This is a genomic window from Hyphomicrobium sp. (genome assembly GCF_036262015.1).
GTDB lineage: Bacteria > Pseudomonadota > Alphaproteobacteria > Rhizobiales > Hyphomicrobiaceae > Hyphomicrobium_C.
This window is the reverse complement of the sequence record NZ_DATAJR010000008.1, coordinates 1,367,256-1,390,263: the sequence shown is the minus strand read 5'-3', so window position 1 is coordinate 1,390,263 and position 23,008 is coordinate 1,367,256. Positions and strand designations below refer to the sequence as shown.

Here is a 23,008-nt window from a genome sequence, read left to right as displayed (position 1 = left end):
ACGAGTGTCTCTCCGTCAGAAGAGCGTCTTGAAGTTCTTGTACAGCGTGCGCGCCACGGCGGTATAGGTCGGAAGCAGCTTCGCGACTTCTCCATCTAGCCGCTCGACACTGCCCGGGCCAAGCGTCGCTTCCAGCGCACGCGCATACTCGGGGATCGCAGCCCAGTCCGCCACTGTCGTGCCGGTCGCTTCCACATGGCATTGCAGGCCATAAGCGCGCGTTCCATAGCGGAAGGCCTGGATGGCACACACATCGGAGCGCGCCAGGGTAACACCACCCTCTGGCAGCTCCTTCACTTCGGCGCCATGCCATTGCAGCACCTGGATCGGATCGGGCACGCCCACGAAGAGCGGATCCCGCTTGCCCTCATCCGTCTGCGAAATCGTCAGAGCGCCGACCTCAGGCTTCGCGCCGGGTCCGACCTTCCCGCCCAGCGCATCCGCAAGAAGCTGATGCCCAAGGCAGAGACCGAAGTAGGGGCGTCCCATATCGGCAACAAAACGCCGGATCGCGGCCTTTTCGGCCTTGAGCCACGGGAACTGATCCTCCTGCCATGTGTCCTGCGGACCGCCCATGACCATCATGCCATCGAACGGATCGAGATCCGGAATCGGCTCCCCCTGGTCCAGCTCGACCGTGCGCCACTCGAAACCATCCTCACGCAGAAAATCCCGGAACACGCCGGGATGTTCGACTTCGAGATGCTGCAGGACCAGAATCTTCATGCGCAGTGCCCCTCCGCTCTATCATGACCGAATATTTGGCATGGTGCTGCCTAAAGGAAAAGCTGCGGCATCGTCACGCGCGAGCACTGCGAAAGGGGGCGATGGCGGACAATTCCGAAGCCGCTAAGCTCGACACCATTCTTCGCGGCTCCTCTGCCAGGTCTCCCCATGCATCCGACTCTTCTGACTGTCCCGATCGAGCTTTGGATGTTCGGTGCGATCCTGGCAGCGGTTGCGATCTTTCATCGCCACACGCTCGCGGTTGCGGTAACCGGCATCGCGGCAATCGCGGTCTATAAAGTGGCCATCACGGGCTTCAAGAGCGGTCCCGGTCTCGAAGGACTGGCCACCCATTTCACGCACGAGAGCGTGCTGCTCGCCAACTTGCTCCTGCTACTGACGGGTTTCGCGATCCTCGCACGCCATTTTGAGGACTCCCAAATTCCGGCCCTCATGCCGGACCTGTTGCCGGACAACTGGACCGGCGGCTTGGCCCTACTCGGCTTGATTTTCGTGATGTCGGCATTTCTCGACAACATTGCAGCCGCCGTGATCGGCGGCACGGTCGCGCGCACGGTCTTTCGCGGACGCGTACACATCGGCTATCTCGCGGCCATCGTCGCCGCCTCCAATGCCGGCGGCTCCGGCAGCGTGGTCGGCGATACGACAACGACCATGATGTGGATCTCGGGTATCAGCCCGGCAATCGTCGTCCACGCCTATGTCGCGGCTATCGTCGCCTTCATCGTATTCGCCATTCCGGCCGCACGAAGCCAGCACCGGTTCCAACCCATCTTAAAGGATGCCGCACCGGGGACTCGGATCGTCCCTGGACGTATTGCCATCGTCGGCCTCATCCTGATCAGCGCCATAGCAGCCAACGTACTCGCAACGATTTACGCACCTGAGATCTTGGATCATCTCCCTTTGGTTGGACTGGCCGTATGGGCTGCCATCCTCGTGGGCGCTGCCCTCCATGCACCCGACTGGAAAATTCTGCCTGAGGCCACGAAAGGAGCGTTGTTTCTGCTCGCGTTGGTCGGGGCCGCCTCCATGATGCCCATTGAGGCACTCCCCGCAGCGTCTTGGTCGACTGCTCTGATGCTGGGATTTGTCTCCGCAGTCTTCGACAACATCCCGCTGACCGCACTCGCAATCAAGCAGGGTGGCTACGACTGGGGCTTCCTGGCCTACGCCGTCGGCTTCGGCGGCTCCATGATCTGGTTCGGCTCATCGGCGGGTGTCGCACTCGCGAACCTCTTTCCCGAGGCGCGATCCGTGAAGGCATGGGTAACGGCCGGATGGCACATCCCGCTCGCCTATGTCACCGGCTTCTTCGTGATGCTGGCCGCTCTCGGCTGGTCGCCGTGAAGTCAGCCGCCGGAAATGGCGGTCAGAATGTGAACCCGATCGCCGGTGTTGAGCGCCGTACCCAGCGTCGCGCGCCGCCCGCCGACAAACACATTGATGTGACGGCGCACGCGCGGCGTTGAATCGCAGAGCCGGTCGCGCATACCCGGCCAGCGCGCGTTAAGCGCGGACATGATCTCCTCGACGGAGCGCGCCGCAAGCTGAAGCTCGGCCGGCGCGCCCGGAAAGAGATCGAGCAACGCGCGCGGGAGCACGACCGAAACGGTCACGGCTTCCATGCTCTCCGCCTTTGTTGTTCCGTCCATGGCCTTTGCTGACGCTAGTCGACGACCAATGTTTCGACCGACGAGATGGTCGGAAGATGCTGCGCGAGGCAAGTCCAGTTCTCGCCCTCGTCGGCGCTCGCAAACAATGCCCCGCCCCCGGTACCGAAATAAACGCCGGCCGGTTCGCGCCGATCCGTCGCCAAAGCCTGCCGCAGCACGCCGAAGTAGGCGTCCTGCTGAGGAAGCCCGTTGCGGAGAGCGCACCAGGAGTTCCCGGCATCGCGCGTCCGCCAGACGGCCGCCCGCGCCTCCGGCATGTACCGTCCATGGATGTCGCCATTGAGCGGCAGGAGAAAAAGCGTGTCAGGGTCGCGCGGATGCACCGCCGCCGGGAAACCAAAGGTTGAGGGCAAGCCAGCCTCGATGCTCGTCCACGTCTTGCCGCCGTCATCACTGCGATACATGCCGCAATGGTTTTGCTGGTAGAGCCGCTCGGACCCGTCTGGCGCGAGCGCGAGGCTGTGCACGCACTGACCCCATTCCGGATATCTCTGGTCCTCCGGCATGTAATCCGCGCGCGTGCCGCGATTGCGCGGCTCCCAAGTTGTGCCACCATCCGCCGAGTGAAAGACTCCTGCCGACGAGATTCCAACCCAGATCTTTTTCGCATCCTTGGGATGCGGGACGATGTGGTGGAGGATGAGCCCGCCACCCCCCGGCTGCCAGTTCGGCCGCGTGGGATGATCGCGCAAACCGGACACATGCGTCCACGTTTCGCCGTCATCCGTGCTCTTGAAGAGCCCAGCCGGTTCCACGCCCGCATAGAGCCCATCCGGCCCCTGCGCCAGGCTCCATGCGGCAGCGACAGGCTCGGCCCCCTCGCCGTAGTTCAGGCCCTCGCTCGAGTGCGTCCACGTTCCGCCGAGATCGGTCGACTTCCACACCGCCCCCCCGAACCACGCGTTACCACCCGCGGCATAGATGGTGCCGCTGGCCGGATCCGCGATGACGTGCTGGATCGGCCACGTGGCGCAGAACGGCCCTTTGAGCGTCCAGTCCCGGCGCACCGCGTCGCTTTCCAGGATGAAGGCTCCCTTCTTGGTCCCGACCAGAATAAGCGTCTTGGCCATGAAAACCTCCCGTTGGAAAACTAGCCCTGCACCGCTGGTACCGATGCGCCCTCAACCAGAGACTTGAGGCTGGCGAGGCCCTTCTCGAACTCGCCGCCGCACATCCGATCCATGTCGACGAAGAGATGCAACACCTTTGCGAACAGCGGCACGTTTCCGTGCATCGTCCAGGTCACCTTCGTCTGTTTCCCCTCGGGAACGAGCGTAAACTGCACACCATTGTTGGCCGCCATCGGCCGCACCATCCTGAGTTCCATGTTGACCTCGGACGACGGCGACGAGCTGACAATCGTCAGCGTACCCTGGCCAACTTCGGAATTTCCATCCCAATCCAGTTTCTGGCCTTTGCCACTCTCCGGTCCGCTGTAGGCCCGCTTGATGTTGGGATCTTTCTTTTCGAACGGCGACCAGGTCGAGAGCAGTCTGAGGTCATTGATGAGCGGAAAGATCTGATCGGGCGCAGCTTCGATCCTTGTGGATCGCGCCGTCTCGAACGTGTCGGGTCGTCTGGAAGCATAGGCCACCACCGCAAGGAACAAAGCAGCGAGGCCGAGCGCGATATAGAGTGCTGTCGTGATCATGATGGATCTCCTCCCATTCCGCTCAGGCGTTATTCTCAACCCGTTTGAGTAGACGCTGCTCCTGCTCACGCAGCTCGGGCGTAAACTCGGCGCCGAAATCTTCGGCCTCGAACACCGGACGGATCTCGAGCTCGCTGTTGCCGGGGTGCGGGTTCGGGCAGCGCTTCGACCACGCGATGGCCTCGTCCAATGAACGAACTTTCCAAAGCCAAAAGCCCGCAACGGTGTTGTCGAGTGAGAAGGGTCCCTTCATCACGGTGCGATCCCGCCCCGAGAAGACGACCCGCGCGCCCTTGCTCGTCGGGTGCAGCCCCTCACCGGCGAGCAAGATGCCAGCGTTCACCAGATCCTCGTTGTACTTGCCCATGGCTGCGAGCAGCTCGGTGCTCGGCATCTCACCGGCCTCGGATTGGGCTGTCGCCTTGACGATGACCATGACTTTCATTGCGTTCTCCTGATTCCTGCTCCTGCATCGTGTACGGGACTAGGACGAACGAAATTGGGAGGAGCCGACAGCGCCGTTCAAAAAATGTAAGCGGAAAGTATTCTTCGGAATCTTGGCGTTATCACGCCTTCGTGCCGGCCTTCTTGGACGGCCCGGAATCCTTGGCCAACCGGTCGAGTACGAGCCGGATGTGCGTTGCTTCCTGCGGGGTCCGCGCCAACGCAATGGCGCGATCGAACGCCTCGCGTGCCTCACTTGTCCGCCCAAGCTCGGAGAGAAGCGCCCCCTTGAGGCCAAAAAAATGAAAATAGCCGGATAGCTTAGCCGCCAGCGGCTCGACCATGGCGAGGGCCGGCTCGGGACCCAGGAGTTTGCTCACGGCCACTGCGCGATTGAGCGTGACGACAGGCGACGGCTGCATCTGCTCGAGCCCGGCATAGAGGCCGTCGATCTGCGCCCAGTCGGTGTCCTCGAAAGTGGGCGCCGTTGAATGCAGCGCCGCAATCGCCGCCTGGATTTGATAAGCTCCCGGCCGGCGATGGCGCATGGCTTTCTCGATGAGCGCTTCGCCCTCCGCAATCATTCCCTTGTTCCAGAGCCGCCGGTCCTGATCTTCAAGCAGGACGATGGCGCCATCCCCGTCGAGCCGCGCCGCCGCCCGCGCGTGCTGAAGCAGCATCAGCGCAGAGAGCCCCAAAATTTCCGGCTCGGACGGAAAAAGTCGGAGAAGCAGTCGGCTGATCCGGATCGCCTCTTCGCAAAGCGGCGCACGAACGTGCGCCTCGCCTCCGCTCGCCGAATACCCCTCGTTGAACAGTAGATAAATCATCGCCGCGACCGTACCGAGCCGTTCGCTGCGCTCCACTGGCCCTGGCGTCTCGAACGCGACACCGGCGTCGGCGACGCGCCGTTTTGCCCGCGTGATGCGCTGCTCCATCGCGGCTTCGCCAACGAGAAAAGCGCGTGCGATCTCAGCCACCGTAAGTCCCGACACGACGCGAAGAGCAAGAGCAATCTGCTGTGTGCTCGGCAAATCAGGATGACAGCAGATGAAAAGGAGCCGGAGGATGTCGTCTCGATAGTGCGCGTCATCGAGCCGGTCGACGAGCGCCGTCTCGGCATCCTCGAGATCCGACAGCACGTCGTCGTCCGGCAAGGCTTCGGATTTCTGTTCGCGTCGGATCGCATCGATCGCAACGTTGCGGCCGACCATGATCAGCCACGCGGCCGGGTCGCGCGGCGGACCGTTCTGCGGCCACGACTTGAGCGCCTTGAGCGAAGCTTCCTGGAATGCCTCTTCCGCCCGGTCGAGATCGCGAAAATACCGGAACAGCGCGGCCATCGCCTGCGGGCGCGCTCCGGTGACAGCCGCATCGAGCCAGGCGAGATCGGTCACGATCCAGCGCTCCAATCATGAAAATAACCGATGGGTCGCACCTCGTAAGCGCCACCCGGATTGACTTCGGCTAGCTCGCGCGTGAAATCGAGCGCCTCTTCGAGGCTCCCGCAGTCGACAACGAAAAAGCCGAGCAGCTGCTCCTTGGTCTCAGCGAACGGGCCGTCGAGAACGACAGCCGGGTCGTTGTCCTTCCGCACCGTGGTCGCGGCGGTGGTGGGCATCAGTCGCGCAACGGGGCCAAGCTGCCCCATCTTCGCCCTCCGCTCCTGCACAACCGCGAGCTTGCCCATCACGGCGTCATCGTGCTCCTTGCTCCAGGCGCATACGACGTTTTCCGCGTGATAACAGAGGATTGCGTACTTCATTCCGGTCGCCCCGCTTGCTGGTCACCTCAAGGACGAACGACACTAGGCGATCCCGACCGTCCCCGCCGAAAAATCGAAAAAAATCTCATTCGGCTCAAACCGTTCCGTCGGGAACAGCGGACGGGCGGCGTTAGGGGCATTCTCTCCTCATCAACTTTGGTGATGGAGAGAACCAATGACCCCGATCAGCACCCTTCTCGCAGCCCGCGCAGCTTTCGCAGCCGCCGTCGCCCTCGGCACCCTGGCCGCGTCGACCCAGGCCGGCGCCGTCAGCCTCTCCGTCAAAATGGCCTGCGCCTCCGACTACTACGCCCACTGCAGCCAGCACGCGCCTGATAGCCCCGGCGTTCGCAAGTGCATGCGCTCCGTTGGCCGCAACCTCTCGCAGGGTTGCATCAACGCCCTCGTCGCAGCCGGTGAAGTTTCGAAATCGGTAGTCGAGAAGCAGGTCGCCGCGAAGTAAGACGCAGGCATCCCCGAAATTCAGCGCCCGGTCCGCCGGGCATACCTAAGGCCGGGGCGGCTCTCCAACGCTCCGGCCTCTCGCCGCTCAAAGCGCTTTAAATTATTGATTTTACGAAATAAAATGGTGCTGCCGGCGAGGATTGAACTTGCGACCTCTCCCTTACCAAGGGAGTGCTCTACCACTGAGCTACGGCAGCTAATACCATGAAATCGCGAAACATATCGGAAGGTTTGCCCGATCCGGGACCGAAGCAAAGCGTTTCGCGGAACATGCTCCTAACAGGGCAAGATCCCCCTGTCCACCGTCGAATAGCCTTCCCTACGTGCCATTTTGGATGATGCAATCCAAGGCCGCAAATGGCGCACCGTTGTCCCGTCCGAAAGCGCGGAACTACTCCCGGAACGCCCGGTTCATCTGGTCCGTAAACGGCTTTGCAAGATAGGAGAGCGCGGTCCGTTCTCCCGTCGACATAAACACTTCCACGGGCATACCCGGAACGATCTTGAGATCGCCAATCGCGCGCAACTTCTTCTCGTCCATCTCCAACCGGGTCATGTAGTACGACTGGCCGGTCTTGGGATCGAGCGTCACGTCCGCCGCCACCTGGATGACACGCCCCGGCACTTCGGGTGTCTTCTGCTGATTAAAGGCAGAGAGGCGAAGCTTGGCCGGCCGGCCGACCACAACCTGGTCGACGTCGTTGGGCGAGACCCGCGCCTGGATCGTGAGATTATCCTCTTCCGGCACAATCAGCATGATCTGCTCCGCAGCCGTCACTACGCCCCCGACCGTGTGAACGGCAAGCTCGTGCACCACACCCTTCTGCGGAGCCCGCAAATCCACGCGCTTCAGCTTGTCGAGCACCGCCACTTCCCGTTCGGAAAGCTCTGAAAGCTTGGCTTCAATCGAACGCAGCTCCCGCTGAGCTTGCGCGCGGGTGTTCTCGTCGACTGCCAGGATCTGAACGTTGATCTCGCTGATTTGTCCCTTGGCCCGCGCGATTTGCGCGACCAGTCCGCCATACTCACCGCCCAGACGCTTCTCCTCGCGCTCCATCGCATAGACGCGCGAGACAGCGGTCAGCTGTTTGGAGTGCAGAATCCGAACTTGCTCGAGTTCCTGCTGGATGATCTTGAGTTCGCCGCTCTTTGCATCACGCTGAGCCGAGAGCCCCGTGATCTCCTCGTTGAGCTGCTCGATCCGGAGTCGGAGCTGATCCTTCTGGCTTTCCCGCGTGCGCCGGTTCTCTTCGAACAATCGGATCTCACCTTCCGCCGCCGACCTGATGTCGGCGCTCTCTTTCCTCAGCGACTCTGGCAACGCGATCTTGTCGAGATTGTCACGCTCGGCAATGAGGCGGGCGCTGCGCGCGGCGAGTTCAATGAGCTGCGAATTGACGATCCCGAGCTCCGCCCGGATCTGGGTCGCATCGAGGCGCATGAGAACCTGACCCGCCTCGACATGATCGCCGTTCTTCACCGCGATTTCGGATACGATCCCGCCATAGCTGTGTTGGACCTTCTTCACGTTGCGCTCGACAACAAACGTGCCCGGGGCAATGACCGCACCGGAAAGATTGGCCACCGCGGCCCAACCGCCGAAGCCAAAGCCGAGAAGCGCCATCAGAAGCGAGGCAAACACCACACGATTGACGATGGAAAATGTCGCTTTGTCCACGCCTTTGGCTAGTTCGCCCTTTGCATTTGGCACGTTGCTAGACCCAGCCATCGCCCAGTACTCCTCGGTCAAATCCAGCTCACATTCGATTTGACGCCGTTACGCGCGCCAATGGAAGTCTTCGTCTCTGAAATCGTAAAATCCCGCGATCTCCAGCTCGAACTCGGCATCGGCATCATGATCGATGTTGCCTTCGAGAATGGTGATTGGGCGCGCGTCGTCGCTGTCGTCATACTTGACCCGCAGCTCACCCGGACGTGCGAACTCCTGCTGCTGCCCGATAATGACGAACTTGCGAATGTTGTGATCTTCAAACGTTTGGTCGAAGGTATCTTCGAGTTCATCGCTGATATCGTCCAGATCGATCCGATCTCCAACCTGGAAGTCGAGAATCTTGTCGCGACTGCCATGGCCTTTGCCGATGGAAACCGACGAGTGGAACACGAAGATATCATCTCCGCCGCCACCCGAGAGTACATTGACCTCGTCATTGGAAATGATGGTGTCGTTGCCGCGTCCGCCGACAGCATTCTCGATCTCGATAAGCGTGTCGTCGCCAAATTCAACGCTCTCGGCACTGCCTGTCTCCAGGTCGATAACTGCGTCGGCACCCGTCTGAGACGCGTCGTAGGTATCGCTGCCATCGCCGCCGTTTACAGTGTCATTGCCGTCACCCGCCAAAGCAACAATGGTATCGTCGCCGGCTTGACCGAAGATCCGGTCCGCTCCGCCCGCTCCCGTCAGCGTGTCCTCTCCCGCGCTACCGTAGAGTTCATTCACCTCATCGTTCCCGACGATCGTGTCGTTACCCTGGCTGCCGATCACGTTCTCGACGTTTGAAAGCGTGTCGTTGCCAATGTCCGCGCTAGCCGCCTCGCCCGCCTCGAGGTCGATACTTGCAGCCGCTGTCGTACGAGACGCGTCATAGGTGTCGACACCCGTACCGCCATCGACCGCGTCATCTCCATCCCCGACAAAGGCAAGGATCGCGTCGTTACCCGCGTCGCCGTAAATTTGATCGCTATCCGCACCGCCAACCAATGTGTCGTTGTCGGAACCACCGCGCAGAGTGTCACTGCCGACGCCGCCGTCGAGATAGTCGTCACCATCGTCGCCGTTCAGCTGATCGTTACCTTCGTCGCCAAACAGCGAATCTCTCCCTATTCCGCCCGATACCTTGTCGTTGCCCAGCCCGCCATGCAGCTTGTCATCGCCACCTTCGCCATACAGTTCGTCATCCCCCTCCTCTCCGAAGACGAGGTCATTTCCAGCGCCAGCGAAAACGATGTCGTTGCCGGCTCCAGCATAGACGACGTCGTCCCCTGCTCCCGCTTCGATACGATCGTTGCCCGCCCCGCCGTAAATGACGTCGTTCCCATCGAGAGCGGCAATGATGTCGTCGCCTGCGAGAGCCTCTATCACATCGATTGAGGTCGATCCCGTTATTGTCTCGCTGGCAGCAGTGCCGGTGATCGTCTTGATCGGACGGGGAACAAGATCAAGGAAGGCCATCTGTTGGACAGAGCCTTTGCCGTCGGACACGAGATACGTGAGGCCCACGCTCGTCGTATCGTCGAACTCCGGAATGTAGACCCACTCCCCATCGCCGCGTTCCACGATACTACCGGACGAGGCGACGACCTCGGATACCGAGAGGGTATTGCCGTCAGGATCATAGGCGTTACGCAACAGGTCGCTCAGGCTGATAACGACCGACTGATTGGAAATGAGGCTTCCGAGCACGACCGGAGCCGTCACCACGGGAAGCCGGTTTAAAGGACGCGCAGTGTTGTCATCATCCTCATCGTCGAAGCCATCGAGCCAGTCTTCATCTCCGCCGCCACCGGACACTCCGTGGCTACCTCTGAACTCACCCAGCGCGACATCCGCCGGATCGAGACGCACGGCCGACCCCGGAATGCCGCCATAGAGACCTTCGTTGTCATTGCCCGCTCGCGGAAGCGACGGCGAGCGCGGAGGCGAGATCGCTTCATCCGGACCGGCATAGGCAGAGCCGAACTTTCCGAAAACATAGCTTTCCGGTTTCGGAGTGCCCGTCGGTTGCTCGTCTCCTGACTGTTCGGACGCGCGTTCCCCAACGGCCACCTCAAAAACGCTTTCCCGGCTCGCCGGAGCCGGTGCGGACCCATCGTCCGCGATCCGCCTCGGAGCATCGGCCGCCGCAGCGGAAGAGATGGGGCTTAGCTCGTCGCCCCACGGCAAAACGTTCTTGATGGCGATGAACACGTTCGCAAGCACAAGGCCCACCAGCACCTTCAAGAACGGCCGGCCCTGCTGCTCTTCGTCGGCGTCGTATTTGCGACGCGGTGACCCGTCGTCATTCAGTTCCTGATTTTCGTCGCCAAAAATGCGCTGCATGGCCGGCTCCGGTTTCTATGCGGCGGGTCTCGGAACGGCAGTCACCTTGGATTGGGCTTGCTGTCCGAGAATTTCGCCCTTCGGCCCAAATGCGGCGAGCTTGCCGTTTTGAACCACGCCGATCAGATCGACGGCCGCCAGCGCGCTCGGGCGATGCGCGATGATGACCGCAACGCCTCCGCGCGCGCGAACTCCATGCACGGCTTGAGTGAGCGCCGCCTCACCTTCCGCGTCGAGGTTGGAGTTCGGTTCATCGAGCACGACGAGGAAAGGATCGTTGTAGAGGGCCCGCGCCAAGGCAATGCGCTGCCGCTGCCCAGCCGACAAAGCCGTACCGTTCGGCCCCAAAGGCGTCTCGTATCCCTGCGGCAAACGCACGATCATCTCATGCACGCCGGCAGCACGCGCCGCCTCCAAGATCTTCTTTCCGTCGGCTGCAGGATCGAGCCGCGAGATGTTCTCGCTGATTGTGCCATCCAGCAGCGACACCTCTTGCGGCAGGTATCCGATATGCTGCCCGAGCGCGTCCGGTGCCCACTGCCCGAAATCCGCATCGTCGAGACGCACGCAGCCGCGCAGCAGCGGCCACACGCCGGTGAGGCCACGCGCCAGCGTGGACTTGCCGCCGCCGCTCGGACCGATTATACCCACGGCATCCCCGGCCTTGAGATCAAAGCTCACGTCGCTCAGCACGACCGTACCCGTGCTCGGCGCGGCAATCGTGGCACGCTCGATTTTGACGTTGGACTTCGGAGGCGGCAGCTGCACGCTCAACGGGGCATCGTCAATAGCCGTCAACGTTTCAGTCAGACGTCCATAGCTGCGACGGACCGCAACGACGTTCTTCCATTGGCTGATGGCCATATCGACCGGAGCCAGTGCGCGGGCCGAAGCCACCGAGGCGGCGATGATGGAACCGGCCGTGAGATCACCCTTGATCGTCAGATAGGCGCCGAGCCCAAGAACGGCCGATTGCAGGATCATCCGCAGCACCTTGGAGATCCCGCTCAACGTTCCACTGATGTCATTGGTCTTCGTCTGCAGAGCCAAATGCTCGGAATTAATTTTCTCGAAGCGGGCGATGGCGCGGCTCGAAAATCCCATCGCGCGGATGACATCGGCGTTTCGCGAATGGCTATCCGCGATCGCTGCACGCGCAATGGCTGCCTGCTGCGTCGAGGCGCTGTGACGCCGCGTGAGGACCTCCGCCAGGATGGTGAGTCCCGTGAGAATCAAGGCGCCGCCAAAAGTTAGGAGGCCGAGCCACGGGTGGAGATAGTAGACGAAGGCGAGATAGAGCGGCATCCACGGAAGATCAAACAGCGCCGTCGGACCTTGCCCGCCTAGAAATCCGCGAAGCACATCGACGTCACGGCTTCGCTCCGTCGATTCCGCGGTCGAAAATCCAAACCGTGGCATATCGATTGCCACCTTGTGCGCAAGCGGCGCCAAGTGGTGATCGAGCTTCGCCCCAAGCCGAACGAGGATCTGCGAACGGCTGACGTCGAGAAGGCCCTGGACGAGATAGAGGCCTATAGCGAGGGTCGACAGTGCGAGCAGCGTGGGTACGCTCTGGCTTGTGAGGGCGCGATCGTAGATCTGGAGCATATAGAGCGATCCAGTCAGCGCCAGAACGTTGACGACGCCAGAGACGACGAACACGAAGATGAGGATGCTCCGAAGCGCACCAACCTCACCAAAAGGCGTCCTCTTCTTGATGAAGGCCTTTTTGCCGTTTTTCTTACGCATCTCGAATTACCCCGATAACCATACTCGAAAGCTACTGCGGAGGCGGTGGTTGCCCACGCCTCCGCATATCGACCTACGCGAAATCGTTGCCGCTGATGTTGGTCCGGCCCGCGATGCGGATACTGAAATCGACATCGCCATCATTGTCCGTCGCGCCTTCCACGATCGTGTCTCCGCCGTCGATGCGAAGGTGGAGCTGGCCGGCCTGATTGAACGCCGTTGACGACGTCAGGTGGTCCGAAACCTCGCCGGTCAGATTGAGCGACGCATAGAGCGCCTGCAGATCGATGAGATCGCCGGCTTCGAAGTCCGCAATCGTGTCGCCATTCGCGGCTGCCGCCGTGTTGAAGACGAAGATGTCGTTACCATCGCCACCCTCAAGCACGTTCGCCTGATTGCTGGCGACAATCACATCGTTACCGGAGCCGCCACGCACGTTCTCGAAGCCCTTGATCGTATCGTGGCCACTCTGCGTGCTCGAAACCGAGCCATTGCCGTTGACGCCCAGATAGACCGTTGCATTGGCGGTCAGCGCCGACAGATCGAGCAGATCCACGCCGTCGCCGCCATCCATGGCATCGTTTCCATCGCCGATGGTGGAAGAAACGGTGTCATTTCCCGATCCCGCGTTGATCTTATCGCGACCCTCGTGACCGGTGATGACGTCGTTGCCATCGCCACCTTCGATCAGATCATCACCCGCGCCGCCATAGACGGTGTCGTTGCCATCGCCACCGAGCAACGTGTCCGCACCATCGTTTCCGATGAGCGTGTCGTTGTCCGCTCCACCAACAAGGTAGTCGTTGCCCGAACCACCCGACAGGTCGTCGTTCCCGGCGAGACCGAAGAGCGTGTCGTCATCGTCACCACCTGCCAACGTGTCGCCGTTCGCACCGCCAATCGCCGTATCCTTGCCGGACGTGCCGAGATAGACGACGAAGGGAAGAGCAGAACCTCCCGAGGGCGGTGGCGTCACCGGATCGGAGTCGTCATCATCCTCGTCTTCAGATTCATCGTCATCGTCGTCCTCGTCGCCGCCGCTCGACGGCGGATCGTCGTCTTCATCCTCCGGCTCGTCGTCATCGCCTGGGTTACCGGTGCTCGGCGTATCATCGTCATCCTGCTGGCCGTCATCGCCGCCAGACGCTTGATCATCTTCGTCGTCTACCGAGAACACGTCCTCCGGCAGGCCGGTAAGACCCGTGTTACGCATGATGATGTCGGCAAAGTTCTGGCCGTCGATAAAGGTCTCGTAGAAATCGAAGTTGTCGAAGCGATCCGAGTAGTAGAACCGGTCCGCCTCCTGGAGCCGGTCGAACTGTTCGTGAAGAACGATCCAGAACGTCTGGCCGACCATACCGCCGTTGATGTGCGTCTCAGCCAGACCACCGACCCACAGATCGACGCGGTCGATTCCTTTCACGATCTTCGTGCCGTTCGGTCCGTCGGCAAGCACGATATCCGGATTGGCCGCAACGAACGCGGCAACCTGACCGGGTTGCAGCACAAGATCGGGGTAGGCCGCCTTGAACTGAGCGATCACTGCATTGCTGAGACCGTTGCGCGTCTGGAAGTCATCCCAGGACGTGTAGGGTGAAAGATTACCGGCATAGCCGAGCGCTTCTTTGATGTACGGATCGTCCGAAGCCATGAGGTCGGCGCGGACCTGGTTCAATGTGCCAAGGCCCACATCGCGGCCGCGCGCAATGTTGAACGCCGCAAGATCCGCGCGGATCCGCACGAGATCGTTTCGCACAGAGTCCACGATGTTGAAATCGACCTCTTCGGCAGGCTGCGTAATGATGCCTCCGATGATCGCATTGGCACCGATCTGCTCGAAGCCCGGCTTCGGCACATATCCCGGCGGGAAGGCCGACGGCGGCACCGTAAACGCAGAGGCTTCGTTTGTGGGATTAAGGAACGCATCGAACAGCGTCACCTGTGTCGGCTGGCCGTCGGCGCCCAAAATCGTCAGAGTATCGGAAATCAGCGAGTGACCGACCCGGTACACCGCGGCCGCGAACTCGTGCGAGATCGATGCCGTCGCATTCGGGTTGTAGCCATCGTGGCCATGGGTGCCGCTGCCGCGCATGCCTCCCAGAAGCGCATCCGCGAACTCATCGAACACGACGCGCTGATACTCGGCCTCGTTGAGCATCTTGGCAGCCTGGAAGATTTCCTCCGGTGTGCCCTGGAAGCCGCCTGCAATCAGCCCTTCGACGTGGAAGTTGTGATTCCGGGCCCAAATGGTGTGCATGGCCGTGAGTGAGATGTTCTCGTTTGCACGCCCGTCGCCCGCCACAAAGTGATCGAGGAGGTTGATAAGCGGATTGGTGTCGAGCAGGAGAGCATGCCCGCTGCCCATGAAGTTCGCGGCAATCCCGGCAACCATCGACTGCGTAATCTGACCGTTCACGACGAGGTTCGGATAGTAGTCCCGGAAGCGCATGGCCTGCCCGGCATCATCGTGGAAGATCGAGTCGTTGTCCCAGTGATGCTTGATGAGCTCACGCAGCGTCGGCAGAAGATTGAAGTCCGGATTGCCCGGGTCATCCACGCCCTGCAGCAAGTGAGACCCAAAACCGCGATGTCCATCGCTTTCACGCAGGAACTGGCCGACCAGCGTGTTCGAGCCGTAGGCCTGGTTCTGGTCCACGTAGGCGGACGTCTTGTTGAGGTGCTGTGGCACCGTGTTTGCCGTGCCCGGAATGACCGCCCCGCGCGTCAAGTCTGCGGGATCATCGCCCGAGCCAGGCACACCGATCGCGATCGACCCGTTTGCGCTGCTCTTCGGGATGAAATCCAATCCGTGATCGAAGTACTGACCGAATGCCATGAAGAAGATGTTGCCGTCGGCAGCATTCTTCGGCAGACCGGCCTCTTGCGTGCTGAGGATGTTACTGATGTTGCGCGGATCGAGCCCAGCGAACATCGGATTAACATCCCGGTTGCCCGTCGCGGGATTGAACGCGCCGTAGTGCGCATCGGTTAGCCGGATGAAGGCTGTGTCGGCAGAACCGTAGTCGTGATGGGCTTCGTTGTTGCCTTGACCGCTGAGCGTTCGCACGCCCGTCGGCACGTCGTCGTCATCACCCGGGAGCGTCTGCCCCTTGACGAGCGCTTTCAGGCCGGCAAGGTCGCTCGCCGTATACTCGAACGCGCCCGTGACGTCGCCACCTGGAGGCGGTGTGTTCTGGAACTGCGGCGGAACGGGGCCCGTGAACTTGATTGAATGCGTACCGTTCGTAAAGGTGTGCGTCCCGTCGCCGTTGTCCACGAGCGTGTAGGTCGCGCGGTCCTGTCCCGGTGCCAGCTCCACGACATCCTGAGGACGAAGCGTTCCGATGATCGTATCGTTGCCGCCATTCGAGCGGAACAGGATGCGGTGAGCCGACTGCAGAGACGAGACGTCAACCGTGTCGTTTCCGGCGCCGCCATTCACGGTTATGGTATCGGGATTGAGGCTGGTAACCGCGAAATTGCCGAGCGGGATAATGCTGTTTGCCCCACCGCCCGGGTTGACGACGATCTCTTCGATATCGCGTAGCTCGGCGATAATCTGACCGGTTCCAACTGCGCCACCGACGCCGTTCGTATTGCGGGTGATGATGATCTCAGTATTGCTGTTGAGACCCGCAGCGGTGAGTCCCGTAATTCCGGCAATGGGAGGCTCAAGCCCGAGAGCCGCCGCGCGTGTCCAGATCCGGAAGACTTCCGACGTCCCATCGCCATTGACGACGAATGTGTCTCCGACGGTGTCTTCTGTCCCACCGTCGACTAGATCGCGACCGTCACCCACTGACCAAACTGCCGTGTCATCGCCGGCCCCGCCGTTGATGGTATCGTCGCCGGTGCCACCAAACAGGGAATCGCTTCCGCCATTGCCGTTGAGGACGTCGTTACCGCCGAAACCGAGAATTACATCGGAGCGATTGATCTGCGCGCCCGTGCCGCCGGTGAGCGTCTGCCCCACATTGCCCAGGCTGTTCGTAACGATCGTCTGATCCTGACCGCCGATTCTCAGCTGCTCAATAGAGACCAGCGTGTCTGTGCCCGAAAGGCCGTTCCTGTTGGTGACCGTCAGGTTTCCACCCGTCACGCCAAAAATGTAGTCGCCCGCCGTGCCAGGCAATATGACGGTGTCGGTGCCGGTGCCGCCACTGAAGGTGTTGCTGGCTGCGTCGCCCGTGAATGTGTCGTTGCCGGATCCGCCCGTCACATTCTCTATGTTGGCGATTCGAGTGAAACCCGAGGCTGTTCCGGCCGCGAGATCAACGGTCACAGCGCTCGTGGTCGTATAAGCTAGCGTATCAGCGCCACCGGCGAGATCGGCGACGACTTGTTCGATATCGGCATTGATGGTGCCCGCGCCCTCGATCTGAGTGATGCGCGTGCCGTTGAAGGACGCCGTCAGCGTTTCGCCGCCGTTTCCGCCGCCGTCCATGATGAACAGCGTGTCGACGTCACCGCCGCCGGAAAGCGTGTCATTCTCGTTCGGATCCCCGTCGATATCGACGACGATCGTATCGTTGCCGGTGCCGCCGCTGATGGTGTCGTTACCCGTACCACCAACCAGAAGGTCGTCTCCTCCTCCGCCGTTCAGAGTATCGTTGCCGCCATTGCCGAACAGCAGATCTCGCCCGGTGCTACCATTGAGCGTGTTGCCAGCGGCACTGCCCGCCAAAATGCTGGAGACGCCCGCGGCCGCGTCCCGGTTGCCAACGTCGTCGGCGCTCATCGCATAGGTGCCGGTCAACGCGTAGCCTGCATAGGTTGTACCGTCGTCGAAGGTTACGGTTTCGACCTCCTCTGGAGCGGTCGCGTAGTGATCCGTAACTGTGACTTGCGATGCCCCGACGTCGATCACCAGATCGCCGCCGCCACCCTCGGCAAAATTCAGTGCCGCAAGCGCCGCACCGCCGCCAACGACGGAAATGGTGTCTGCACCGCCGGCTTCCTGGATCGCATCGTCGCCATCGGCCACACCCACGATGTAGGTGTCGTTATCTGCACCGCCCTGAAGGCTGTCATCGTCGGCGCCGCCTTGGAGCGTGTCGTTACCGGCGCCGCCGATCAGTGTGTTGGCGCCGCCATTGCCGGTCAAAACGTCGTCGAACGCCCCACCCGTCACGTTTTCGATATCGATGAGCGTGTCGTTACCGGCTGCCCCCGCCGCCAGACCGGATGCGAGATTGACGGTCACAGAACCTGTCGCACCAGCGTAACTCGCGGTATCCGTATCTCCTGCGCCACCGTGCAGCACGTCGTCGCCAAGTCCACCGATGAGGGTGTCATCCTCGTCCTGACCAAACAGCGTGTCGTTGCCGGCACCGCCGGTCAACGCATCATTTCCGTCGTCGCCATAGACGACGGCATCGTTTGCGACCGCCACGGTGATCGTGTTGTTCGCATCGCTTCCGGTCATGATCGTGAACGTCTCATTCCGGAAGTTTCCGAATTCGTCGGTCGACCGGATGACAAGCGTATAGGTCGTGTTGGCCGCCATAGCCGAACCCGTGCGCGTCACGACACCAGCCGGCGACACGGTGAAATTCGGGCTGCTTCCCGCCTGCAGCGAATAGGTCCACGACGTGCTGTCCGGATCCACGCTGCTGAGGTTTGCAATGACGGCATTCACACCGGGAAGGGCGTTGTTGCCCGGTGCCACGCCGTTCCACCGGATGTCGGTCGGTGGATCGTTGTCCAAGCGAACCTCGACACCGTCGGAGAACCGGGCGATCTCGACATTGCGTAGCGTGTCGACACCGTCCGAAACCAGGTTTCGGCCCGTAATGGGGTCGACCACGACGCTGACCGTGTTATGCGTGATGGTGGTGCTGCCATCGGCATTGCGTACGATAGTGTAATTGGCGCGGATGTCATTGTAGTGCGCGACGTCGACGTCATTCGCACTGACGCCATCCGTAAGAATTTCACGCACAATATGGAGCTGCTCCGGCTTGATCGTACGTGCGATCATGAGCTCGTAGAGCGATTTCCCGCGCCACGCTTCAGGAATGGACGCATCGTTCGAGAACACGTGCTTCAGGCTGTCGACGGTGGCAATCTCATTGCCCTGGGTATTGGCGACATTGCCGGCCGCCGTGATACGGATGCGCACGTTGAGCCAGCGGTCGCCATCGAGGATGTCGTCGCCGCCATTGCCGCGCAGGCTGTCGCTCCCCGCGCCACCAAGCAGGATATTTCCGCTCTCGAAGAACCCTGTTGGACCGACGGAAACAATCTGATTGAGACCGTCGATGCGATCAATACCGGCCTGATCCAAGCCGTCATTGAAAAAGATGCCTTCGGTCGTTGCAACCGTATCACCCGGCGCGATCGTGCCGAACGTGCGGTCGTCACCGAGCAGCGTATCGTTGTTCTTCCATCCGGAAAGCGCTTCCACCTTGTCAAAGCGGTTACGAAGGATATCCGCCTGCTCGGTCGTGAAGATCGGAACGCGCAAGTCCGCGTTCACGGGAAGATTCATATCTTTGAAGATCGCCCAGTCGAAACCGAACATGCCCTCGTTGCGCATGACGCTTTCGCCCTGAACCATGATGTCGTCGCCCGACTCGGCGTCGAAGTCCATCTCGTCGCCGCCGGCAAACATCACGTCGTGGCCTTTGATGGCCGAATTGAAGAAAAGCTCGGAATTGTCGCCAGCGATGGTATCGAATCCGCCGCCACCCTCCATCCAGTCGTCGCCTTCGTTGCCCAGGATGAAATCAGCGCCATCACCGCCAATGACGAAATCGTCGCCTTCGCCCGCGAACACTTCGGTCGAGTCGACACCAACGAACACAACGTCTTTGCCCGACCCGCCCATCACGATGTCGAGGCCGTTCGAATTAGCCATGACGTCGTTGCCTTCGTCGCCCTTCAGGAAGTCGCCGGAATCTCCGCTATCGGTGATGATGTCGTCGCCGGCGCCGCCGTTGACGAGATCGACGCCTGCACCGGATTCGATCCGGTCATCGCCTGCATCGCCCCAGATCCCATCGTCGCCGAAGTCTGTAATGATCGTGTCATTGTTGTTCGTGCCGCCCACGACGACGTGCTCGCCGCCGGTAAAGCGCAGGAAATTGGTATCCGCGCCCGGAGTAGCCGGGTTGTCACGCTGAACCTTACCGAGTCCGAGAGATTCCAACACCGGATCATTCCCGGTGGGGTCCTTGCCGGGGTCAGCACCATTGTAGTCGGCCTGATTGGCTTCGTTTACTTCCAAGACGAAGTCGTAGTTCGCGAATGAATCCACACCAATGTGGCGCGGAATTTCGTCGTCCGCCGTGCCACGGATGCCATCGGCTCCCGGCAGCGCCAGGTTGGTGTTCGCCATGATCAACTTGGCGAACGAGTTCTGCTCGAGCATGTTCAGGAAGTTCTGCCCCTGCGTGCGGGTCAGATAATACAGCCGGTCGCCATCCTGCAGGTTCTCGAGTTGCAGCTCGAAGATCGCGTTGAACGTCGAGCCCAGCATTCCGCCGAAGGGCATCTTCTTTTCGGCAAGACCACCGATCCAAAGATCGATGGCGTTGAGGCCGCTGTTCTCGGCAGTCCACGGTCCCGTGCTGTTGAGAAATGCCGCCCGCTCTGCGTTCCAGTCCGCAATGGCTGTAGGGTCAGTGAGCGTATCGTCGCCGAAGACGAGCTTCCAAGCCGCATCGCGTTTGGCCTCAAGTGTCGTCGCATTCGTGACGCTGTCGTGGGTGCCGTAGGCCGCTATGAAGTTTACGACCGACAGCGGGTTTTTCAGGTTTGCCGCAAAATCCACCCAGCTGTCGTAGGGCTTCAGGAACGTAGAGCCGCTGGCGTCGTAGAGTTGATCGCGGGCGTCGTTCAGTGTCGGAATACCCGTGTCGCGGCCACGTGCAATATTGATCGCGGCAAGGTCCAACGGCAGACCGAGCAGATTGTTGCGAAGCGCATTGACAACGAACTCGTCGATCTCGTTGCCCCTGGTAATCGTCATCCCGCGCACAATGGCAGCGGCTGCCTCGTCGTGGCTGACGGCTCCTCCGTTATCGAACGCAACGGGATTGAGGAACGCTTCGACGAGGTCAAGATCGTTGGCACCAGAGAGCGCATTACCGTTGGCGTCGATCCTCGGCATGCCTTCGGTCAACATCGAGTGACCGAAGCGATAGACAGTGTTCGCGAATTCCGAGAAGATGGAAGGGTCGACGTCGGTGATGTTATTGAAGACGAAGACGTCGATCGCCGGTTGAATCTTGCGGGCGAATTCTTCGAACACGAGATGCTGATACTGCATCTCCGTCGCGAAACGTGCCGCCTGGAAAAGGCGCTCACCATCCCAGCTCAAGCTGTTGGCGTAGGCGAGCTGATCAAGCGCAGACATCGTGTCAAAGCCGGAGGGTAGCCCGGTGAAATCGACTGCACCCTGACCAGAGAGCCACTCTTCAATGAATGCGACATCTCCGCTGCGCAGAATTGTCAGCTTCTGAGCGTCGACCTGGCGATTGTGCTCGGAGTGGAAGATGTGATGGACGGCCGTCAGACCGATGTTCTCGTTGCCACGCCCGTCGCCCGTGATGTAATGGCGATTCAGCAGTTCATCGTCATACGTGCCGAATGGCTGTGCGTCTGTCGGAGAGCTTGCAGTGTTGTCGGAATCCGGCGTCTTGAATGAATCGGGAATGTGATCGCCGTTGCTATCGAAAAGACCCGGCGCTGCATTGTGTGCGATATCGTCCAGGAACGCGTGATTGGTCAATGCATGGGGCGTTGTGGCCAGATCGAGGGCAGTGGGAAGAGAGCCACTGACACCGATGAGATTTCCATCGCCATCAACTCCCGTCACAACTTGCGGGAACCCGGTGCTTGATCTTATGAACTCACCGTATGCGTCCGTAAGGAGCAGCGGCACATTGAGGACATCGAGATCTGAAAGCTTGATACCAAGAACGCTCTCCGCCTGATGCTTGACGTCTGCCCAGGTCGCGAGCCCGCCATCCTCCCCAGTCAAGAGCTTGCCGGTCGCAACCGGCTTTCCTCCAACCAGAACATACTCCCGCAAAAACACCTGATGCGATGCGTGCGAGGTGTAGGTCTGGTTTTGATCCACGACCGACGTGGTGATGTTGTTCTGTGATCCATCTTCCGTCGGCGTTGCGCGTGTCAGCGCCATGAACGCCATATGAGGCGGCACTTCATCGCCGTTGCCGGCGATACCGTCGGGTCCATGAGTAATGAGCGGATCATCCGGCTGCAGCGGCACATAGATCGTGCCGTTCCCACCCTTGCTGATCAGGTCGAGGCCATGATCGAAGAATTGGCCGAAGAACGTCATCCAAGCGTTGAACGGAGCGGTCAGGCCCTCGTCGGGCGCAACGTTCGGAATGACGAGGGAGCCGTTCTCGGAAAAAACAACGCCGAGTTCTTCTGCCACGGCCTTCATAGGTCCATAAGGGTCGAGCGCGACTTGGTCCTGAACCTGCTCCGCGTGAGTAAGCGCAGCTTCGGCGGCCGTTAGGGCTGCGGCAGCGGTTTGAATAGCGTTGAATGTCGACGGATCTCCAGGAGTGTAACCAGTAATCGCCGTGTCCAGAGCGGCCTCGGCGCTCGCAACGCCCGCTTGGGCGGAAACGACGGCGGCATCCGCCTCGGCCTGCGTGACACGCGCATCGAGAATGCGCTGCAGGTCACCCATCGGATCTTCCGAGCCCGCAAACGTCAAAGCCGCCATGATGGCGGCCGGATTGTTCAGGCTCATGTCGACGACGAGATTCGAAATCGTGCGCGGATCCGCGTCGACCACACTTCCGGGTCCGCCGTAGTTGCCGTTGACGAACGGAGGCTGCGAGCCCGGTACCGGCCCATCGAAGTCGATACTATCGCCGTCCGTATCGTTGACGTAGCTTGGATCGAGCAACCGAGGCATCGAGTTATCTGCTGCTCCCCAGTGCTCGCGCCCCGGGACGAGGTTGCTGTAGGTTCCGTCGACCGTCCGCAGTCCATAAGGGACATGGGGATCGGGGATCGCCAGCGCCGCGCCCTGAGTTCCGGGCGGGACGACGTTTCCTGCCGCATCGACCCAAATCTGGGTAAGCGCCTGGGCAGTAGCACCGGAGTGAGCGGTGGAATTGCCTTCCGCAATCTTGATCTGGCGAAGCACGAACTCGAGGTCGGCTTTGTTCAGGGTGAGAGCGGTCATATTCGTTACTCCAGACGCTTAATTCGGCCCGATGGGCCCGCAGGGAACTCAATGGAGGCGGTCGAACAGCCCGGCTCCGGCCAAATCTTCATCTTGTTTTGAAGTCGTATTTTCGCGCTGCAGGAAGCACAGCCGGGCGCTGACCCAGACGCCGAGAGACGCGAGCCTCCAACCTGACTGAGCGCCTCTTCGGAGAGCGAACGTCCTCTTGGAAGTCTGCGGCGCACAGCTCCGCAAGCCGTGAACATTCCCGCGCAAAAACAATATATTGCTATGAAAG

13 protein-coding genes and 1 tRNA gene are annotated in these 23,008 nt (G+C 60.8%); 2 read left to right on the top strand and 12 right to left on the bottom strand.

From position 1 onward, the window contains the following. Positions 1-15 precede the first annotated feature (15 nt). Entirely contained in the window at positions 16-726 is a 711-nt protein-coding gene (locus tag VHO05_RS15015) for a type 1 glutamine amidotransferase (protein ID WP_329647390.1), read from the bottom strand. A 168-nt stretch (positions 727-894) separates the two neighbouring features. Between VHO05_RS15015 and VHO05_RS15010 the strand changes: the two genes are divergently transcribed. Beyond that, positions 895-2,097, top strand: a complete 1,203-nt coding sequence (locus VHO05_RS15010) for a citrate transporter (protein WP_329647389.1) — start codon at positions 895-897, stop codon at positions 2,095-2,097. Positions 2,098-2,099: 2 nt separating this feature from the next. On the opposite strand, the gene VHO05_RS15005 is transcribed toward VHO05_RS15010, so the two are convergent. From VHO05_RS15005 to VHO05_RS14980, 6 genes are all read right to left on the bottom strand, one after another. Beyond that, positions 2,100-2,402, bottom strand: coding sequence for a MoaD/ThiS family protein (locus VHO05_RS15005; RefSeq protein WP_329647388.1), 303 nt, complete (start codon positions 2,400-2,402; stop codon positions 2,100-2,102). A gap of 14 nt (positions 2,403-2,416) precedes the next feature. After that, positions 2,417-3,493: an exo-alpha-sialidase gene (locus tag VHO05_RS15000; protein ID WP_329647387.1), complete on the bottom strand. Its 1,077-nt coding sequence runs from the start codon at positions 3,491-3,493 to the stop codon at positions 2,417-2,419. Between the two features lie 20 nt (positions 3,494-3,513). Further along, positions 3,514-4,074: an SRPBCC family protein gene (locus VHO05_RS14995; protein ID WP_329647386.1), complete on the bottom strand. Its 561-nt coding sequence runs from the start codon at positions 4,072-4,074 to the stop codon at positions 3,514-3,516. A gap of 22 nt (positions 4,075-4,096) precedes the next feature. After that, entirely contained in the window at positions 4,097-4,519 is a 423-nt protein-coding gene (locus VHO05_RS14990) for a YciI family protein (protein WP_329647385.1), read from the bottom strand. 121 nt (positions 4,520-4,640) lie between these two features. Next, positions 4,641-5,915 (bottom strand): RNA polymerase sigma factor, encoded by a 1,275-nt coding sequence (locus VHO05_RS14985; protein WP_329647384.1) that lies wholly within the window; start codon positions 5,913-5,915, stop codon positions 4,641-4,643. Then, entirely contained in the window at positions 5,912-6,283 is a 372-nt protein-coding gene (locus VHO05_RS14980; protein WP_329647383.1) for a YciI family protein, read from the bottom strand. Before VHO05_RS14980 ends, VHO05_RS14985 begins: the two co-directional genes overlap by 4 nt. Positions 6,284-6,458: 175 nt before the next feature. Here VHO05_RS14980 and VHO05_RS14975 point away from each other — a divergent pair, with 175 nt between their 5' ends. Further along, entirely contained in the window at positions 6,459-6,746 is a 288-nt protein-coding gene (locus tag VHO05_RS14975) for a hypothetical protein (RefSeq protein ID WP_329647382.1), read from the top strand. 124 nt (positions 6,747-6,870) lie between these two features. Here the strand turns inward: VHO05_RS14975 and VHO05_RS14970 are convergent. The 5 genes from VHO05_RS14970 to VHO05_RS14950 all read right to left on the bottom strand — a co-directional run bounded on the left by VHO05_RS14970 (position 6,871) and on the right by VHO05_RS14950 (position 22,728). After that, positions 6,871-6,945: transfer RNA gene (locus VHO05_RS14970), tRNA-Thr, on the bottom strand. A gap of 194 nt (positions 6,946-7,139) precedes the next feature. Beyond that, positions 7,140-8,477 carry an HlyD family type I secretion periplasmic adaptor subunit gene (locus VHO05_RS14965; protein ID WP_329647381.1) on the bottom strand — a complete coding sequence of 446 codons (1,338 nt, stop codon included), beginning with the start codon at positions 8,475-8,477 and terminating at the stop codon, positions 7,140-7,142. Between the two features lie 48 nt (positions 8,478-8,525). Beyond that, complete coding sequence (locus VHO05_RS14960) at positions 8,526-10,805, bottom strand: cadherin-like domain-containing protein (protein WP_329647380.1); 2,280 nt, start codon at positions 10,803-10,805, stop codon at positions 8,526-8,528. A gap of 15 nt (positions 10,806-10,820) precedes the next feature. Beyond that, a complete protein-coding gene (locus VHO05_RS14955) occupies positions 10,821-12,554 on the bottom strand; it encodes a type I secretion system permease/ATPase (RefSeq protein ID WP_329647379.1) in 1,734 nt (577 codons plus the stop codon). Positions 12,555-12,627: 73 nt separating this feature from the next. After that, a complete protein-coding gene (locus tag VHO05_RS14950) occupies positions 12,628-22,728 on the bottom strand; it encodes a peroxidase family protein (protein WP_329647378.1) in 10,101 nt (3,366 codons plus the stop codon). Positions 22,729-23,008 lie beyond the last annotated feature (280 nt).

Excerpts from the sequence above, each read along its gene's own strand:
- VHO05_RS15015 (WP_329647390.1), bottom strand. The coding sequence starts at position 726 with ATGAAGATTCTGGTCCTGCAGCATCTCGAAGTCGAACATCCCGGCGTG.
- VHO05_RS15010 (WP_329647389.1), top strand. The coding sequence starts at position 895 with ATGCATCCGACTCTTCTGACTGTCCCGATCGAGCTTTGGATGTTCGGT.
- VHO05_RS15005 (WP_329647388.1), bottom strand. The coding sequence starts at position 2,402 with ATGGACGGAACAACAAAGGCGGAGAGCATGGAAGCCGTGACCGTTTCG.
- VHO05_RS15000 (WP_329647387.1), bottom strand. The coding sequence starts at position 3,493 with ATGGCCAAGACGCTTATTCTGGTCGGGACCAAGAAGGGAGCCTTCATC.
- VHO05_RS14995 (WP_329647386.1), bottom strand. The coding sequence starts at position 4,074 with ATGATCACGACAGCACTCTATATCGCGCTCGGCCTCGCTGCTTTGTTC.
- VHO05_RS14990 (WP_329647385.1), bottom strand. The coding sequence starts at position 4,519 with ATGAAAGTCATGGTCATCGTCAAGGCGACAGCCCAATCCGAGGCCGGT.
- VHO05_RS14980 (WP_329647383.1), bottom strand. The coding sequence starts at position 6,283 with ATGAAGTACGCAATCCTCTGTTATCACGCGGAAAACGTCGTATGCGCC.
- VHO05_RS14975 (WP_329647382.1), top strand. The coding sequence starts at position 6,459 with ATGACCCCGATCAGCACCCTTCTCGCAGCCCGCGCAGCTTTCGCAGCC.
- VHO05_RS14965 (WP_329647381.1), bottom strand. The coding sequence starts at position 8,477 with ATGGCTGGGTCTAGCAACGTGCCAAATGCAAAGGGCGAACTAGCCAAA.
- VHO05_RS14960 (WP_329647380.1), bottom strand. The coding sequence starts at position 10,805 with ATGCAGCGCATTTTTGGCGACGAAAATCAGGAACTGAATGACGACGGG.
- VHO05_RS14955 (WP_329647379.1), bottom strand. The coding sequence starts at position 12,554 with ATGCGTAAGAAAAACGGCAAAAAGGCCTTCATCAAGAAGAGGACGCCT.
- VHO05_RS14950 (WP_329647378.1), bottom strand. The coding sequence starts at position 22,728 with ATGACCGCTCTCACCCTGAACAAAGCCGACCTCGAGTTCGTGCTTCGC.